The organism is Streptomyces sp. NPDC005423 (assembly GCF_040606415.1).
Classification (GTDB): domain Bacteria; phylum Actinomycetota; class Actinomycetes; order Streptomycetales; family Streptomycetaceae; genus Streptomyces.
Genome location: NZ_JBEXET010000044.1, coordinates 1 through 16,701, shown reverse-complemented (window position 1 = coordinate 16,701; position 16,701 = coordinate 1). Strand labels below are relative to the sequence as shown.

Below are 16,701 nucleotides of genomic sequence, written 5' to 3'. Positions count from 1 at the left end.
GGCTGACGGACCCGCCGGTGTGCGGAGGGCCCCGGACCCAACAGCCGCATCAGCGACCACACTTCGCGCCGTTCACGAGCCGGCGGACGGCCGGGGGTGCGACTGGGCGTGCGACGGGGGCCGGCAGCAGGCGAAACCCTCCGACTTCGAGCAGCGCTGCCCCGACCAGGGCTCCGGTGCCGCCGAGCCGGCGCGTCCGCCGCGACGGAGTGACACCACGTGCCTTCCCCCAGTTCAATCCCCGTGCACGACCCACCCACCTGCTCCGCCGGTGCCTGCCGTTGCACCCCGCCCGGGTGGCCTGATTGCGATGGCGGCCCTACCACAGCGAGGCGGCCGGGTTGACGCAGAAGATGAGCCGATCCTAGGGTCGAAAAACCCGGAGCACACTCAATTCATATCCATTCTGCCGATTATGCGCGCCGCACACGGAACGAAAGAGTCCAGGCGAAGGGGACGGCAAGTGAAGAAAGTGCTCCTGACAACTGCGCCCAAAGAGGCGCTGGTCGAGGCCGACGGCATAGGCGGGAACTGGTACGACCGGACCGATACCTATATGGCCTGGACGTGCGCCGTGGATATCGAGGACCGGCTCTCGGTGACCTGCCCGCCGACCGGCCTCCGCTTCATCAAGCACAATGTGCCCGACGTCGAAATCCTTGAGTACCCGACCTGGCAGGAATATCTCGACGCCCTGAATTCCGAGACCTGGGACATGGTGGGCGTCAGCTTCTACACGTGGTCCACGCCGGTGGCCATCGAGATGGCGCAGGCCGCGCGCGCGGCCGGCGTGCCGGAGATCTGGGGCGGCAACTACGGCATCCTCACGCCCGGCATCGACCAGTACTTCACCCGGCTGGTCAAGGGCGCGGGCGAGGCGCCGATCCACCAGTACGTGTACGACAAGCCCCTGCCGCGGGTCCGCCACCCCGCGATGATCGGGCAGAGCGGATTCCGCGGGATCAGCTCTCCGGTCGGCTACCTGTACTCGAAGCGTGGCTGCAACATCGGCTGCACCTTCTGCTCGACGCCGATCTTCAATCCCAAAGAAGAAGCCATCTTCATGGAGGACACGTACCAGGCGCTCGACGAGTACCGGGACGCCAATGTCGCTCACGTCATCATCTACGACGAGAGTTTCTTCCTCACCAACCAACTGGCCGAGCAGGTCGTCGACGCCCTGGCGGAACGCGAACTGCCCTGGATCTGTCTGACCCGCGCGGACCTCATCCGGGGCCGTATCCCCGAACTCACCGACCGCTACATGGACGGCGCCATTGTCGGCATCGAGTCCTACCGGGACAAGAACATCGCCGACGTGAAGAAACGCGACGACGTCTACAACGTCCGGCAGACCGTCCGCGAACTGATCGACAACGGGCGCCGCGCACTGGGCACCTTCATGGTCGGGTTCGCCGAGGACAGCATCGAGGACATGCGGTACGACATCGAGCAGCTCAGCGACGAGGGGCTGTTCGCCTGCCAGTTGACCCTGCTGACCCCGTTCCACGGCACCCGGCTGTACCGGCAGATGGAGCATCTGGTCGACGAGCCGGACCTCAGCAAGCACGACCTGTACAACCTGGTGTGGAAGCACCCGAAGATGAACCGCAGCGAGGCGCGCGACCTGCTGGCCTGGGCCCAGCGGCGGGTCAACGATCCCGAGCGCATAGCCGAGCGGCTCAAGCAGGAGATGAAGGCGAAGGTGCGCGCGGAGTTCGCCCGCCGGCACGCCTCGAAGCAGGCCGCCCCGTCGAGGTCCGCCTCATGACGAGCCCCAACATCCTCTGCGTACAACTCGGTTTCCACGAGGCATACCCCGACGCGTCGACCCTGGCGACCACCTACAACGACGGGCTGTACTACGTCGCCTCGTTCGTCCAGAGCGAGTACCCCGACGCCCGGGTCGAGATGTGCCAGATGTTCTGGGGAGAGAAACCCGAGGACTTCCCGCTCGCCGACTACGACTACATCCTGATCTCCGCGCTCGCGACCCACTTCTGGTCCAACATCGAGGCCCTGGAGCGGATCCAGCGCGGCAAGCGCCCCGGCTGCGTCGTCGTCATGGGCGGCCCGCACGCCGCCTTCGCCCCCTACGAGGCGCTGCGCTACGCCGACTACGCGGTGATCGCCGAGGGCGAGATCCCGACCGTCCAGCTGATCCGGGCACTGGAGGCCGGCGACCCCGTCACCGAGGTCGACAACCTGGCCTACATCGGCGCGGACGGCGAACTGACCCTCAACAAGATCACCCGCTACGGCAACTTCGCCAACGCGATCAACCCGAAGTTACTGGAGCGGGCGCCGAAGCTGCACTGGGCCACGGTCTCCATGTCGCGCGGCTGCCCGTTCGACTGCTCGTTCTGCTACGCGATCCGTCTGCTCGGACGCCGGTTCCGGACCAAGACGCCGGAGGACGTACGCACGGAACTGGACGGGATCCACCAGCAGACCGGCTGCAGCCGGTTCTATGTCACGGACCTGAACTTCACGACCCGCAAGAGCTACTGCCGCGAGATCGCCGAGACCTTCCGCGACCGCGACTACAAGTTCATCGCCATGAGCCGGGTCAACCACGCCGACGACCTCGACCTCCTCCTCGACCTCAAACGCTCCGGTTTCGAGGAGTACTGCCTGGGAGTGGAGTCGGAGGACCCCAGCGTCCTGCGGGCCTTCAACAAGCGGGTCGACCCCTCCGAACAGACCCGGCGCCTGCTCCGCTTCGCCGAGCACGACATCGCGATCCACTCCGCGATCATCTTCGGGCTGGAGGTCCAGGACCGCCAGGCGATCGAGGCCACCGCGTACTGGTGTGCCGAGGCGCGCATCATGCACCCCGTCTTCGTCTGCCTCGCGGAGTACCCCTTCCAGGACCTGCTGTACGGGGCCCGCCAGGACATCGAGGACCACCGGATCATCATGGAGGTCCCGACCTACCAGCACTACTCGTTCGTCGGCATCTTCCCCCGCCACATGCGCCCCAGCACCCTGCAGCAGGGCATCCTGGACAGCTACGGCATCTTCTTCAAGCGGGCGTTCGAGATCGAGCGGCGACCGCAGCGCCGGGCCCGTCTCAAGTCCTACGCCCGCAGTGTCGAGCGCGGCCGGGCCGGCATGGAGCAGCACATCCGCTTCCTGGAAGAGCTGGAGAAGCCGTACTACACCCCGGCCGGGACGCTGAAGGAGGACCTGCTCAAGGCCGACTTCGACGGACGGCACGGCGAGCTGCGCAGCTGGCTGGCGCGGTCGTCCAAGCGCTCGGACATCGAGTTCGTGAAGGGGTACGCCCGATGACGGAACCGCACCGGGCGGGAACCGTCGTCGACGCGCTGCTCGACAGCGCCCGGCGCACCCCCGACCGGCCGGCGTTCCACCTCATCGAGCGATCCGAGGAGGAGGTGGCACTCAGCTGCGCCGACGTGCACCGGCTGGTCGCGGAGGCCGTCTCCGGGCTCGCCGGGCACGGGATCGGCGCGGGCGAGCGGGTGGTCGTCGTCCTGCCCACCTCGCGGGAGTTCCTCGCGGTCTACCTCGGCTGCCTGTACGCCGGTGTCGTCCCGGTCGTCGCGGCCGAACCCACGGGCCACGACACGGCGCGGTACGCCGAGAACCTCCGCCTGCTCGCGGCCCACGCGCAGGCCACCGCCGTCATCACCACCCCACAACTCGCCGACACCCTCGGGCCGGCCCTGCCGCTGCCCGTGACCACGGTGGGCGCCCTGCGCGGCGCGCCCGCCGCACTCGACGCACCCCGGGCGACACCGGGGTCGCTCGCCCATCTCCAGGCCACCTCCGGCTCGACCGGCGCGCCCAAGCTCGCCATGGTCCGGCACGGCAACATCGTGGCCAACGTCGGGGCGATCGCCGAGGCCATCCACGGCACGGCCGACGACACACTTGTCAGCTGGCTGCCCCTCTTCCACGACATGGGCCTCATCGGGATCTCGTACGCGCTGAACGCGCGCATCCCGATGGTGCTCTCGGACCCCGTCAACTTCCTGCGCAACCCGCTGTCCTGGCTGCGCTGGATCAGCCGCTTCCGGGGCACCCTGTCACCGGCGCCCAGCTCCGCGTTCCACATCTGCGCACGGGTCGCGCGCCGGCGCCCCCCGAAGGACCTCGACCTGTCGGCCTGGCGGGTCGCGCTGTGCGGGGCGGAACCCGTGCACGAGGGCACGCTGCGCGACTTCCAGGCGACGTTCGGCCCCTTCGGCCTCCCCGAGACGACACTCAGACCGGTCTACGGCCTGGCCGAGGCCACCCTCGCGGTCACCATCTCCGATGTCGGACGGCCGTACGGTGTCGACCGCGTCGATGCCGAGGCCGTCGTCGCCCGCGGGTACGCCGAGCCGTCGCCGGGCGGCGGCCGGCACACGACCGGCATGATGTGCGTCGGCCCCGTACTGCCCGGCCATCAGCTGCGGGTGGTCGGCGCGGACGGGCGGCCGCTGCCTGACCGCGCGATCGGCGAGATAGAGGTGTCCGGTCCCAGCGTGATCGACGGCTATCTCCCGGAGCCGGACGGAACCGCGGCCGGTGCCACCGACGAGCGGCTCAAGCGGGCCGACGGCCACCTCCGCACCGGTGACCTCGGCTACCGGCTCGACGGTGAGCTGTATGTCACCGGCCGCACCAAGGACATTGTGATCATCGCGGGCCGCAACCACATCCCCGACCAACTGGAGCGGTTCGTCGAGGCGGTCACCGAGAGCCCGCGCACACCGGCGGTCGTCGCGGTCGGTGTCCGTGACGCGACGCTCCCGACCGAGCAGCTCCACCTCCTGCTCGACGAGCGGCTCGCCGCCGGCCGCGACCGGCAGGACGTCGTCCTGCGGGTGAAACGCGCGCTCGACGAGGTGTTCGGGATCAGCGGTGTCGTCTTCCACTGGGTCACCCGGGCCCAGCTGCCGCGGACCACCAGCGGCAAGATCCAGCGCCATCTGTGCCGGCGGATGATCGAGGACGGCACCGTTCCGGCCGGCACCCCACCGGGGGCCGACGCTCCGCACCGCGCGCCCGACGACGGCACCGACCGCGCCGCCGCACCACTGAGCCGACAGCCCTGACACCTCATCAGGAGGGGTACACCCGATGCAGGACGCCACACCCGACAAGGAACTCTTCGACAAGATCGTCGGCCACATAGGCGAGTTCATGGAGAGCGACGTCTCCTACCTCACCCCGCAGTCGAACCTCGGCGACTCCATCGACGGGATGAGCTCGCTCAAGATGATCGAGCTGCTCCTCTACCTGGAGGAGTGCTTCTCGGTGGACTTCGACGACTCGGTCATGGAGCGGCTGGAGACGATGGAGGACCTGGAGAAGTACATCAGGGGCACCCAGGACGTGTCCCGGCAGCAGGCCTGAGCCGGCTGCCCGGGTGTCGCACCGGAGCGTGGTGGTCACCGGTGCGGGCGTGGTCTGCCCGCTCGGTACGACGGTCGACGAGCTGTGGGAGGGCCTTCTCGCCGGCCGCTCGGGGATCGCCCCCCTGACGCGCTTCGACCCGGCCCGCTTCCACAGCCGTTTCGCCGGACAGGTCGACGACAGCGCCGTGCGCCTCTCGCCCGGCCCGTTCCGGTTCGAGTTCGGGCGGATGAGCGCGTTCGTCCGCTACGCGCTCTTCGCCGCCGACCGCGCGGTCGCGGACAGCGGCCTGGGAGCGGGAGCGGGAGCGGGAACAGAACGTGAGGTCGCGGACGGCCGGCAGGCGCCGACGGCGCTGCCACCGGGCGGAGCGGTGTACCTGGGCGTCGCCATGGGAGGTCTGCCCAGCATCGAGACGGGTGTCCTGCGGCAGGAGCGGCAGGGGGTGCGGAAGACCAGCCCGTTCCTGATCCCCTCGCTCATCCCCAACATGGCGGCGAGCGCGGTCGCCCTGCGCCACGGCATCACGGACGAACAGGTGACGATCGCCGGCGCCTGCGCGAGCGGCTGTCAGGCGCTGGGCCAGGCGATGCGCGCGATCCGCTCCGGCGCCCGCACCTGGGCGCTGGCCGGCGGAGCCGAGGCGGTGACCACGCCGATCACCTACTCCGGCTTCCAGGCCATGCGGGCCCTCAGCCGGTACGACGACCCGGAGCGGACACCCCGCCCCTTCGACCGGGACCGGGACGGGATGGTCGTCGGCGAGGCGGCCGCCGTCTTCGTGCTGGAGGACCGCGCCCACGCCGAGGCCCGCGGCGCGCGGCTGTACGGCGAACTCTCCGGCTACGCCTCCAACAGCGGCTGCGACGACCTCACCGGCATCTCGGCGCGCCATGTCACCCGGTGCATGAACAGCGCGTTGGCCGACGCGGCGGTGGCACCGGACGACGTCGACTGCGTCTTCGCGCAGGCGTCCGGGATGGTCCAGGGCGACGCGGCAGAACTCGCGGCCGTACGTGACGTGACGTCAACTGTGCGGCGGCGGCCCGTCGTCACCTCCGTGAAGGGACACACGGGATACACGTTCGCGGCGAACGGCCCGCTGAACCTGGCCGCCGCCCTGCTGGCCCTCCGGGACCAGACCGTCCCCCCGACGCTCAAACTCGACCGGCCCGACCCGGAGTTCACCGACATCGACATCGCTCGGGACATCCGCAAGACCGAGCTGCGCCGTTGTCTGATCAACGCCTTCGGTTTCGGCGGTATCAATGCCAGTCTCGTGGTGTCGCGGGCGTAGCCGCGTACCGCACTGCCAACACGCCTGGAAGGGAACGGTCTTGGGCTCCGCCTCGACACACTTCGAGAGACTCACCCGCTGCTGTCTCAACTGCCGGATCTCCCGGTTCCTGAACAAGACGATCGAGATCCAGAAGCCGGGGGTGGCCCGGGTCGCCATCCCCTTCCACGGCGACCTGACGCAGAACGCCGACTTCCTGCACGCGGCCATGCTCTTCGAGGTGGGGGACACCGCCGGGTTCATGGCGGCCAACTCGCTGGAGGAGACCTACAGCGTCCTCACCGTCGACTACCACATCAACCTGATCCGGCCGGTGCGCGCGGAGGGCATCTACGCGGTCGGCGAGGTGATCACCGCGGGGAAGACCATCTATGTCGCCCGCAGCGACGTCTACAGCGACAGCGGCAAGCTGGTGGCGGCCGGCCAGGGCACGTACACGGTCTCCAAGATCCTCCTCACCGACCTCGACGGCTACGCCGACTGAGCCTCGGCCGTGCGTCTCCGTGCGGCCCGCCGACGGTGCCGGAAAGGACCGGCGGGACGGCTGATCATCGTCTGTCGCCACCGCCCCCGCGTGGATATCGTCGGCCGGGTGCCGGTCCGCGCACGGCAGGAGGGAGCGGGGGCCTTGGGAACCACCTGTCCGGTGATCTCGCGGATCTCGGGAGTCAGGTCACTGGACCCGGCGGTGTGGCGGCAACTGGCCGCCCACGGCTCGGACTTCTACGCCGGCCTGCCCTGGCTCGCCGCGCAGGAGGACTTCAGCGGGGAGCCGCAGCGCCTGCTCGTCGCCGAGCGGAACGGAGCGGTTTCAGCCGTCCTGCCGTACGCCGTCCCGGACCGCGAGTTCAACCCGTTCTACGAGCCGAGCGCCCTGTGGGGCGAACAGGCCCCCGCAGCAGCGGAGTTGGTACACCTCGGCGTCGGCCGCGGCTACGACAACCCCGTCCTGCTGGAGCCCGCCACCCGACCGGACGGCGAGCGGGCCGCACTCGTGGCCGCCCTCGCGGCGGAGGTCGCCCGGCTGGTGGCCGAGACCGGCCGTCCGGCCGTGGCCCAGTACGTCCGCGCCCCCCGCCTCGACACCGCCGCCGCGCTCCTGGGCGGTACGGCCGCCGTGCTGCCCGTCGCGCTCAACGCGGTGATCCCGCTGCAAGGCACCGGCTTCGACGACTACCTGCGGACCTTCACCGGCCCCCGGGCGTCCCGCCGCCGCAAGATCGGTTACGAGCGGCGCCGGTTCGAGGCCGCCGGATACCAGGTGGGCACCGAGGAACTCCGCGACTGCCGGGACGAACTCGCGCCGCTGCTGGTGCAGTTGCAGCACCGGCACGGGCAGAGCGCGAGCGCTCCGTCCACCGCCCGCCTGATCCTCTCCCAGGCCGAACACCTCGACGGCACCGTCTTCACCTGCCGGCGCGACGGCGACCTCCTCGGCTTCTGCCTGGTCTACCGCTGGCACGACGCGCTTCATGTGCGGATGGCCGGGTTCGACTACCCGCGCCTGGCGGGCGCGTTCGAGTACTTCAACCTCACCACCTACCTGCCGATCGACCACGCCTACCGGTACGGCCTGCGCGAGGTCCACCTCGGCATGGAGAGCTACCGGGCGAAGGTGCTGCGCGGCGCCGAACTGGTGCCGATGGTCACGGCGTTGGGCCCGGGAGCGGTCGCCGACCCGACCGCGCTGCGGGCCGCCGCCTGGCGGCGGGTCGCCGGCTGGCAGGACGAAGTACCCGACCCGGCCGGGGCGTTCGACATCCCGGAACTGTCCAAGGAGGCCACCGCATGCCCGACCGGCTGAAGTTGCTGGTACTCGGCGCAGGCAACCAGCGGGAGCGGGCCTTCCACCGCTGGGCCGCCGACGGCCTGGAGGTGACCCTGGTGGACGGCTTCTCCTACGCGCGCTACGACCACCTCGTGGAGGAGTCGCTGCCCGAGGACGTCCGGGACGGCGCCCGGCCCGATCTGGCGGCACTGTGCGGCCTCGCCGCCGGGTACCACGGCGTCACCACGCTCTCCGACGACTGCCAGATCACCGCGGCCGAGGTCGCCGAACGGCTCGGCCTGCCCGGCCCGGGGCCGGACGCGGCCAGGCTGGCGCGGGACAAACGGCGCCAGCGCGAGGTGGCGGCCGAGCACGGCCTGCCCACCGCGGCCCACCACGCCTCCGAAGTACCGCGGGAGATCGCCGAGTTCGCCGCCGCGCGCAGCGGACCCTGCGTGGTGAAACCCGTGGGCGCGGGCGGCTCCGCCTCGGTGACCCGGGTGACGGGCGCCGACGAGGCGCTGGCCGCCTGCGAGACGATCCGCGCGCGCGGCCACGGCACCTTCCTGGTCGAGGAGTTCCTCACCGGCCCCGAGATCAGCTACGAGGCCGTCGTGCGGGGCGGGCAGCTGGTGCACTCCGCCGTCACGGAGAAGGAGGTGGTCGGCGACGACTGCTTCCTGGAGCGCCGGCACCTGGTCACCGCCCCGGGGCGGGAGACACCGGGTTCGGTCGCCGAACGGGCCCGGCGCGAGGAGGTTCCGGCCCTCGCGGCCGGTCTGGTCAAGGCCTTCGGGGTGGCGGACGCGGTGATCCATCTGGAGGTCAAACTCACCGGCCGCGGCCCGGTGCCGGTCGAGATGGCGGTACGCCCGGCCGGCGACTGCATCCCCGAACTCGTCGAACGCACCCACGGCCGGGACCTCTACCGCGAACTCGCGGCCCTGACCACCGGCCGTGAGATGCCCACGGGGGAGCGCACCGAGGAGGACGCGACGGTCGCCGGCGTCCGCTTCTCGCTGGGCACCGGCCGGGTCACCGGCTACGCGCGGCCCGTCGACGTCCTCCGCGGGCTGGGGTCGGTGCGCATCGCCGTACAGACCGGGCAGGTCGGCCGGGTCTACGCCGAACCGGCGGGCAACTGGGACCGGATCGGCCATGTACTCGGCTGGGGCCCCGACCGCTCCGTCCTGGAGCGCGAACTGGACCTCGCCGCCGACCGCCAGCTCACGCTCACGGGCCTCACGGGACGGTGACGGCGATGCCCGGCGGCGAGAGCCGGAACGCGCGCTCCGGCGGGCCGTCGGGTTCAGGCCATCGCCCGACCCCCGCCCACGGGGCCGTGACATGGTCGAGCACAGCGACAACCTGTACGAGGAGACTGTGGTGACCGAGGTAGTCCTGTTACGCAGCGGCAACCCCCGGCGGCTGACCGAGCCCGCGTGGCGCGGCACCGTCGAACTGTGTGCGGAGGCGGGCGTTCAGATCCTCAGCACGCCGCCCGATCCGCCGGGCGGCCCCGAAGACGCCCTGCCGCCCGGCCTGTTCACGCCGGTACCGGAGGACGCCACCGCCGACGAGGTCGCCGCCCTGCTCGCCGAACGCGGCCCCGAGCACGTCGTGCACTGCGCCGACCCGGACACACTGGTCCGCCGCGACTCCGCCGCCGCGCGCCGCTACGGACACGCCCGCGGCCGGGCCGCCGAGGCGGACCGGGCCGCCGCCGCCTTCGACACCCTGCTGCACAAGGGCCGCACCCGGGACCTGTGCGCGAACCTGGACATCGATGTCGCCGACGGGGCGTGGGGCCCGGCCTCCGACGACCGGCTCCGGCAGCGGGCGGCCCGGCTCCTCGCCGCGTACGGCCGGGTGCTGGTGAAGGACCCCGAAGGCTGGGCGGGCCGGGGCCAGAGCCGGCCCCGTACCCCGGACGAGCTGAGCGCGGCACTCGACACACACGGCCGACGCCCGGTCGTCGTAGAGGCGTTCGTGCCCGGTGAGGAGATCAGCGTCGAGGTGCTGACACGGCACGGGCAGGGGCTGGCCCTCGGCTGGGCGGTGAAGGGCGGCACGGAGGAGGCCGGGCACCCGCTGCACCGGCTGCGCCTGGCACCGGCCGGCCCCGTACCGGCCCCGCTCGCCGACCGCGCCCTGCGGCTGTGCGCCGCGGCCGGCTACGAGGGCATCGCGGAGCTGGAGTTCGTCGTCGGCGCCGACGGCCGGGCCCGGGTCCTGGAGTGCAACCCCCGGGTCAGCGCCATCTCCCGGATCTTCGCCGCCGGCAACGGCCACTCCTCCACCGAACTGGCCGTACGCGCCGCACTCGCCGGAGTCGCCGCCCTGCCAGAACCGGCCCGCAAGGAGACCGTGGACCGCGCCCTTCCGGCCGAACTGCGGCCCGAGCTGCTCGCCTCGCTCGCCGCCGCGCCCGGTGTCGCCTGGGTCCACCCGGTCACCGACGGCTTCCAGCCCCGCGTACTGATGGGCGGAGTCGCCGGCGGCGGCCGGACCGACGAGGCCGTACGGCAGGTCGCGTCCCTCACCGGCATCGACCTCATGGAGGCGCTGGAGCAGCGCCGCGCCACCGTCCGACGGCTCGCCGCCGAATGGAACCGGCCACGTCCCGAGAAGCCGGCCCTTCCGCACTCCGGCGCGGGGCGCGGAGCGTCGGGGCGGATCGGACTGGAGGTGCGGTGAGGGGTCGGGGAGCCGGGGCTCCGCGGGCCGCACGCCATGCGACGGTCGCCGCACCGGCCTCCGCGGTGCGCCAACTACCGTGCGCGCAAGCGCTGTTGGCGGCCGGTGCCATCGGTTCGTGTCGTGGTCCCGCGACCGACGGTGTGCGGAAGAACTGACCGCTGCTTCTCGGAAGGGGTATCGCTGGATGGCCGACACACCGTCCTCCGGCCTGGACGAGCCGGCGGCGGAGACCGCGCCCGGCCCCGACACCGGGGCCGCCTACCGCGCCCTGCTGGTCTTCTTCGGAGTCTCCAGCTTCGGCAGCGGGATGGTGCTGCCGCTCACCGCCGTCTATATCACGGCGCAACTGGGACTCGGCGCCTCGGTCGCGGGGCGCTACTACGTACTGATCGCGGTCGCCACGTTCGCCCTCACCCTGGCGGGCGGCCGGCTGACGGACAGGTGGCGGCCGGCGACCGTGGCCGCGTGCGGGCTGTCCCTGCTGACCGCCGCCTACGTCCTGCTCTCCCTGGCCGGATCCGCGCTGTCGGTGACGCTCTGCGCGGTGGTCGTCGGCGCGGGCAACGCCCTGGTCTACCCCTCCCTCGCCCCGGCCATCGGCGCCGTGGTCCCCGAGGAGCAGCGGCGACGCGCGTTCTCGCAGCGCTACACGGCCATGAACGTGGGCATCGGCCTCGGCGCGGCCGTCGGCGGCGCCGTCATCGGCCAGGTGCACGGCCTCACCGGCTACCGCGTCCTGTACCTGGCGGACTCGGCCACCTTCCTGCCCCTGGCCCTCGCACTGCTGCGGATCCGTCCCCCCGAGCGGACGGCCGGCCAGGACGCCGGCGACGACAGCCCGCCCCAGGACCAGCCCGCCGGCGGCTACCGCACCCTGCTCCGGTCCCGGCCGATCCTGCTGCTCACCCTGGTGCAGTGCGCCGCCACCCTGTTCGGATACGCGCAGTTCGAGACGGCCGCCCCCCTGCTGATCCACCGCGCCATGGCCGGAGACCTGTGGCTGCTGGGCACCGTCGTGGCCGTCAACACCGCGGCCGTGGTCCTTCTTCAGTCCCCGCTGCGCCGCTGGTTCAGCCGGCGCACGGAGAGCTCCGCGCTGCTGGTCGGAGGGCTGTTCTGGGCCGGTGCCTACGGGTGCGGCGCGCTGGCCGCCGCGGTGCCCGGCACGGCCGGGCCGCCGGCGATGATCGCCTTCGCGGTGCTCTTCGCCGTGGGGGAGAGCGCGTACGCGTGCTCCTTCTACCCCCTGATGCTCGGACTCGCCCCGGACGGCCTGCTCGGCCGGGTGAGCGGGCTGACCTCCATGGGAGCCAATGTGGGCTCCACCGTGGGTCCCGCCGTCGGGGTGGCGCTGGCGACGGCCCTGGACGTACGGGCCGGCTGGGCGGTGCTCGCGGCGGGCGCTCTCCTCTTCGCCGGTACCGCGCTGGCACTGGACCGCGCTGTGCGATCGGACGCCGCTGTCACGAAGGACGGGCATGACTGAGGAACTGTTGATGATCGGGGCCGGCTTCATGGGCGTCTCGTACGCCGAGGCCGCCCGCCGGCTCGGCCTGCGGGTCAGAGTGGTCGGAACCGCGCAGCACGCCGGTCAACTGGGCGCGCTGGCCGACGAGATGGTGCTCACCGACGGCGGTCCTGACGAGGTGTGGGCGCAGGCCGCCTGCGCGGCGGCACAGGACCGCCGCCCGGACGGGGTGCTGGCCTTCTCCGAACCCCAGGTACTGGCCGCGGCCCTCGTCCAGGAGCGCCACGACCTGCCAGGACCGTCCCTGTACGCCGCCACCGTCTCCCGCAACAAGGCGCTGCAACGGGCCTGTTTCGGCGCCCTGGGTCTGCCGCAGCCGCTGTACCTGGTCACCGACGACCTCGCCGCGGCGCGCGCATGGGCCCGCGCCCATCTCCCCGTGGTGGTCAAACCCCTTGCCGGTTCGGCCAGTTACGGAGTCGAACTCGTCGCGGACGAGGCGGCGTACGAGGACACCGTCCGGCGCCGGGCGGGCAGCGGCCGGCTGCTGGTGGAGTCGTTCGTCCCCGGCCCCGAGTACAGCTGGGAGGGGCTGCTGCACGACGGACACGTGCTGTTCGGGAACGTCACCGCCAAACAGACCAGCGGGGCACCGCAGTTCGTGGAGCGTGGCCACCGCCCCGCCCAGCGGCTGCCGCAACCGGCCGCCGACGCACTCCAGTTACTGGTCCCGCGTCTGGTGGACGCCCTCGGTATGCGGACCGGCATCGTGCACCTGGAGTTCCGGCTCACCGAGGACGGACCGTCCGTCATGGAGGTCGCGGTGCGCACGCCCGGCGACTACATCCCCGACGTCATCTCCATGGCGTACGGCTTCGACCTTTACGAGGCGGTGGTCCTGCTCGCCATGGGCCGGCCGTTGCGGGACGTCCCCCAGGGGCCGGCCGGCCGGGCGTCCGCGAGCTGGTTCCCGGTCGCCGAGGCGGGCACCGTGCTCGCCGTCGAGGGCCTCGCGGAGGTCCGGGCCCACCCCGCCGTCCGCCGGGCCGCCGTCTGGGCGAGCCCCGGCGACGTGGTCGGGCCGCTGTCGTCCTCCGCCGACCGGGTCGGCTGCGTCCTGCTCGACGGCGACGACGAGCACGAGGTGGAAGAGGCCGCCCGGTTCGTCCGGGAGCGGCTGCGCATCGTCACTCGCCAGAAGTGAAGTCAAGTCATGGTCGACGGGAGAGTCATGTCGGAACACCAATCGGCCGGCCGCGAGCGGGGCGGCCTCGTCTCCGCCGCCACCGGGGACCGGATGACCCAGGAGAGCGAGGCGCTGCTCGGCCGGCTGCGCCGCAGGCGCCGCCGCGACTGGCTGGGCGGCACCGTCCTGGCGGACAACTCGGTTCGCCGCAACGGCCGTTACGTGGACGGCAGGATCGCGGAGACCACACTCGTCGTCGACGCGGGCATGGCCGTACGCCTGCTCACCCCGGACGGGTTCCGCCACCGGTCGGCGTCGCTGCCCGCCGCCTCGCTCGTCGACGAACTGCTCGGCGAGCGCACTCCGGCGGACGGCCGCCACTGGGACGGTCCGGCCGAGGCGGGGACGGCGTGGGCCGACGCGGCGCGCGAGTCGGACCCCGCCGAACTCCTCGCACTGCTCGACGGGGTCGACGCCGCCGCGCGGGGACAGGACCCGCGGATCGTCCAGGTGCTGATCTTCTTCGACGTGGTGCGCCGGGCCGTGCACATCGGCTCCCTGGACGAGGAGCTGGTGCGGGACCGCCGGGACCTGGTGTATCTGACGGTCAGGGCGGTGGCGAAGAGCGGCGACCGGATGGCGGCCGGGTTCTACACCCCGGGCATCGCGGGTGCCCCGGGCTCGCTGGACGCGGCGGCCATCGGGCGGGAGTCCGCCGTACGGGCCCTGCACTCGCTGGAGGGCCGGCCCGCCCCGGTGGGGGACTTCCCGGTCGTGGTCGCGGGCGGGCGCGGGATCGTCCTGCTGCACGAGGCGTGCTGCCACCCGCTGGAGGGCGACGAGGTCCTCAAGGGAACGGTCTACGCCCAGCGGGTCGGGGAACGGATCGCCGCCCCGGGCGTCACCATCGTCGACGACGCCACCCTGACCGGGGCCGTCGGCTCCCACCGCTACGACGACGAGCGGACACCGGCCGCGGCGACCACCCTCGTCGAGGACGGCGTGCTCCGCTCGTTCCTCACCGACCGGGAGAGCGCCCACCGGCTGGGTACCGCCCCGACGGGCAACGGCCGCTGTCTGTCGTACCAGCAGCCGCCCATCCCCAGAATGACCAACACCTGCCTGCTCGCCGGGGACCGCACACCACAGGAGATCATCGCCGACACCCCGCGCGGGATCTACGCCGAGCACGTGGCCGGCGGCGAAGTCGTCGAAGCCACCGGGGAGTTCGTCTTCCGCGTCACCAACGGCCACTACATCGAGAACGGCCGGCTGACCGATCCGATCGCGGAGACCACCATCGCCGGGAACGGGGCCGACGTGCTCACCAGGATCGACGCGGTCGGCGACGACGTACAGCTCGGCGCCGCCAAGTGCGGCAAGTTCGGCCAGCTGATCCCGGTCGGCGTCAGCGGGCCGACGCTCCGGGTCGCCTCGATGCTGGTGGGAGGCACGAGTTGAGCTCCGGGGACGACTACCTGAAGCGGCTGATGGAGTGCGCCGAGAGCCGGGACGCGGTCGCCGAGGCCGGCCTCGTGCTCACCCGCAGCAGCGAACTCGTCGCGGTGAACGGCCGGTTGGACCGTTCCGGCGGCGCGCGTGTCGCCACCGTCGCGGTGTGGACCTGGCGGGACGGGCACGAGGGCTACCTCGTGTGCACGCCCGACGTCCCCCCGCAGGACGCCGTCGACCAGGCCCTGGGCCTGGGGGAGCGGCTGGCCGCCCGCGCGCCGCTGCCCGCCGCCGCGCCGACCGCGGGGCCGCCGGTCTCCGCACCGGGCCTGGACCCGACCCCGGCCGAGGCGTTGGAGGAGCCGCTGCGCGCGCTCTCCGTCGAGCCGGGCAGGCGCAGCGGCCTGCGCACCGAACTGCGCCTGCAGACCCAGCACCGGGAGGTGCTGATGCGGCACTCCCGCGGCTTCGCCGGCTCCTACCGGGACAGCACCGCGACGGTGCAGAGCCGGGTGGAGGCCCAGGGCAGCGGCGTCGGCTTCGGGGCGGACGAACGCTTCGGACGGTCCGCGCGGCGCCTGCTGGACGGCCCGGCGGCGGAGTCGCTGCGCGAGGCGGAGGAGGAGGCGCGGGCGCACTCCGGCGCCGGCGCGCTGGACGGCGCCCCGGCCGACGTGGTCCTGCACGGCCGGGTGGCGGCCGCACTGCTGGGCCTGCTCGCACCGACGCTGATGCTCGACACCGTACGCCAGCAGCGCTCCCGTTGGGGCGACCGGATCGGTGAACTCGTGGGCGTGCGCGGGCTGTCGGTCGTCGAGGACGTCACGCTCGACGACGCCCCGGTGTGGGCGCCCTTCGACGACGAGGGCACCCCGACCCGTACCGTGCGCCTCATCGCCGACGGCGTCCTGCGGGAGTTCCTCGCCGACCGGCGCACCGCGGTGGAGGCGGGCGCGACCTCCACCGGTTCGGGCCTGCGCGGACCGCGCGGCGAGATGCCCTCGGTGCGCGCCGGGTGCCTGCTGCTGTCGGGCGGGGACGGAGTGCCCGTGCAGGGCGACCGGCAGGGCGACGCGGGTGCGCTGTGGGTCACCCAGGCCCAGGGCATGCATATGGCGAACGAGGTGACGGGCGACTTCTCCTTCGGCGCCAGCGGTCTGCTCGTCGCGGCGAACGGCCGGGCGCGCCCGGTGCGCGGCTTCACCGTGGCGGGGAACGTGCACCGGATGATGGGCCGGATCGAGGCGGCCGGCCGGACACCCCGCTACAGCCGGGGCTGGGCCGGCTTCGTGGCCGCCCCCGACCTGCGGGTCACCGGCCTGAGCCTGGGCACCTGACACCGCCCGCGCCGCCGGCACCCACGAGGGGGCCGAGGGCCGCGTAGCAGTCGCGGACGGTGTCCACCAGGACGCGGATGCCCACCAGGTCGTAGATCTCGGCGAAGTCCCGGCCGCGGACGATCA

The 16,701-nt window shown here is 72.4% G+C and carries 13 protein-coding genes; all 13 read left to right on the top strand.

Annotation, left to right across the window (positions count from 1 at the left end; genetic code table 11):
* The first annotated feature begins 463 nt into the window (after positions 1-463).
* The 13 genes from ABZT12_RS32235 (at position 464) to ABZT12_RS32175 (ending at position 16,575) form a co-directional block, all read left to right on the top strand.
* A complete protein-coding gene (locus tag ABZT12_RS32235) occupies positions 464-1,771 on the top strand; it encodes a radical SAM protein (protein WP_356391129.1) in 1,308 nt (435 codons plus the stop codon).
* Positions 1,768-3,294 carry a radical SAM protein gene (locus ABZT12_RS32230; protein WP_356391127.1) on the top strand — a complete coding sequence of 509 codons (1,527 nt, stop codon included), beginning with the start codon at positions 1,768-1,770 and terminating at the stop codon, positions 3,292-3,294. The genes ABZT12_RS32235 and ABZT12_RS32230 overlap by 4 nt, the downstream gene beginning before the upstream one ends.
* Positions 3,291-5,066, top strand: coding sequence for an AMP-binding protein (locus ABZT12_RS32225; RefSeq protein ID WP_356391125.1), 1,776 nt, complete (start codon positions 3,291-3,293; stop codon positions 5,064-5,066). The genes ABZT12_RS32230 and ABZT12_RS32225 overlap by 4 nt, the downstream gene beginning before the upstream one ends.
* A gap of 25 nt (positions 5,067-5,091) precedes the next feature.
* Complete coding sequence (locus ABZT12_RS32220) at positions 5,092-5,367, top strand: acyl carrier protein (protein WP_356391123.1); 276 nt, start codon at positions 5,092-5,094, stop codon at positions 5,365-5,367.
* Positions 5,368-5,380: 13 nt separating this feature from the next.
* Positions 5,381-6,664 (top strand): beta-ketoacyl-[acyl-carrier-protein] synthase family protein, encoded by a 1,284-nt coding sequence (locus ABZT12_RS32215; protein WP_356391121.1) that lies wholly within the window; start codon positions 5,381-5,383, stop codon positions 6,662-6,664.
* 40 nt (positions 6,665-6,704) lie between these two features.
* Positions 6,705-7,148, top strand: a complete 444-nt coding sequence (locus tag ABZT12_RS32210) for a PaaI family thioesterase (RefSeq protein WP_356391119.1) — start codon at positions 6,705-6,707, stop codon at positions 7,146-7,148.
* A 144-nt stretch (positions 7,149-7,292) separates the two neighbouring features.
* Positions 7,293-8,468, top strand: coding sequence for a GNAT family N-acetyltransferase (locus ABZT12_RS32205; RefSeq protein ID WP_356391117.1), 1,176 nt, complete (start codon positions 7,293-7,295; stop codon positions 8,466-8,468).
* Complete coding sequence (locus ABZT12_RS32200; protein ID WP_356391115.1) at positions 8,453-9,688, top strand: ATP-grasp domain-containing protein; 1,236 nt, start codon at positions 8,453-8,455, stop codon at positions 9,686-9,688. Before ABZT12_RS32205 ends, ABZT12_RS32200 begins: the two co-directional genes overlap by 16 nt.
* Before the next feature lie 91 nt (positions 9,689-9,779).
* Positions 9,780-11,129 (top strand): hypothetical protein, encoded by a 1,350-nt coding sequence (locus tag ABZT12_RS32195; protein WP_356391112.1) that lies wholly within the window; start codon positions 9,780-9,782, stop codon positions 11,127-11,129.
* 187 nt (positions 11,130-11,316) lie between these two features.
* The gene (locus ABZT12_RS32190; protein WP_356391110.1) at positions 11,317-12,618 is read left to right on the top strand and encodes an MFS transporter; all 1,302 of its coding nucleotides are present in this window, start codon (positions 11,317-11,319) and stop codon (positions 12,616-12,618) included.
* Positions 12,611-13,804, top strand: a complete 1,194-nt coding sequence (locus ABZT12_RS32185; protein ID WP_356391108.1) for an ATP-grasp domain-containing protein — start codon at positions 12,611-12,613, stop codon at positions 13,802-13,804. Before ABZT12_RS32190 ends, ABZT12_RS32185 begins: the two co-directional genes overlap by 8 nt.
* Before the next feature lie 27 nt (positions 13,805-13,831).
* Positions 13,832-15,247, top strand: a complete 1,416-nt coding sequence (locus tag ABZT12_RS32180; RefSeq protein ID WP_356391106.1) for a TldD/PmbA family protein — start codon at positions 13,832-13,834, stop codon at positions 15,245-15,247.
* On the top strand, positions 15,244-16,575 hold the full coding sequence (locus ABZT12_RS32175; protein ID WP_356391104.1) for a metallopeptidase TldD-related protein: 1,332 nt from the start codon (positions 15,244-15,246) through the stop codon (positions 16,573-16,575). The genes ABZT12_RS32180 and ABZT12_RS32175 overlap by 4 nt, the downstream gene beginning before the upstream one ends.
* Positions 16,576-16,701 lie beyond the last annotated feature (126 nt).

Excerpts from the sequence above, each read along its gene's own strand:
- ABZT12_RS32230 (WP_356391127.1), top strand. The coding sequence starts at position 1,768 with ATGACGAGCCCCAACATCCTCTGCGTACAACTCGGTTTCCACGAGGCA.
- ABZT12_RS32225 (WP_356391125.1), top strand. The coding sequence starts at position 3,291 with ATGACGGAACCGCACCGGGCGGGAACCGTCGTCGACGCGCTGCTCGAC.
- ABZT12_RS32220 (WP_356391123.1), top strand. The coding sequence starts at position 5,092 with ATGCAGGACGCCACACCCGACAAGGAACTCTTCGACAAGATCGTCGGC.
- ABZT12_RS32200 (WP_356391115.1), top strand. The coding sequence starts at position 8,453 with ATGCCCGACCGGCTGAAGTTGCTGGTACTCGGCGCAGGCAACCAGCGG.
- ABZT12_RS32195 (WP_356391112.1), top strand. The coding sequence starts at position 9,780 with ATGGTCGAGCACAGCGACAACCTGTACGAGGAGACTGTGGTGACCGAG.
- ABZT12_RS32190 (WP_356391110.1), top strand. The coding sequence starts at position 11,317 with ATGGCCGACACACCGTCCTCCGGCCTGGACGAGCCGGCGGCGGAGACC.
- ABZT12_RS32185 (WP_356391108.1), top strand. The coding sequence starts at position 12,611 with ATGACTGAGGAACTGTTGATGATCGGGGCCGGCTTCATGGGCGTCTCG.
- ABZT12_RS32180 (WP_356391106.1), top strand. The coding sequence starts at position 13,832 with ATGTCGGAACACCAATCGGCCGGCCGCGAGCGGGGCGGCCTCGTCTCC.